This is a genomic window from Flavobacterium sp. T50_26 (assembly GCF_057652995.1).
Genome location: NZ_JBYFCC010000071.1, coordinates 1 through 274 on the forward strand (window position 1 = coordinate 1; position 274 = coordinate 274).

Below are 274 nucleotides of genomic sequence, written 5' to 3' on the forward strand. Positions count from 1 at the left end.
ATGAACGAAGACGCCTGGTCGTTCAGGGTTGTCGGACTTGTGCAAGTTGCCAGGAGGATCTGGAACTTATCAGTAAACAGAGAGGTTCGAAGTGAGCGAAATTAACTCTCAGGCACTGCGTGAAGCGGCAGAGCAGGCAATGCATGACGACTGGGGATTTGACGCAGACCTTTTCCATGAATTGGTAACACCATCGATTGTGCTGGAACTGCTGGATGAACGGGAAAGAAACCAGCAATACATCAAACGCCGCGACCAGGAGAACGAGGATATT

1 protein-coding gene is annotated in these 274 nt (G+C 50.0%); it reads left to right on the forward strand.

Annotated features, from left to right (window positions below):
• Nucleotides 1-91 precede the first annotated feature (91 nt).
• On the forward strand, nt 92-274 hold a 183-nt coding region (locus AC23MC_RS16480; RefSeq protein ID WP_335929228.1), incomplete at its 3' end, for an ead/Ea22-like family protein.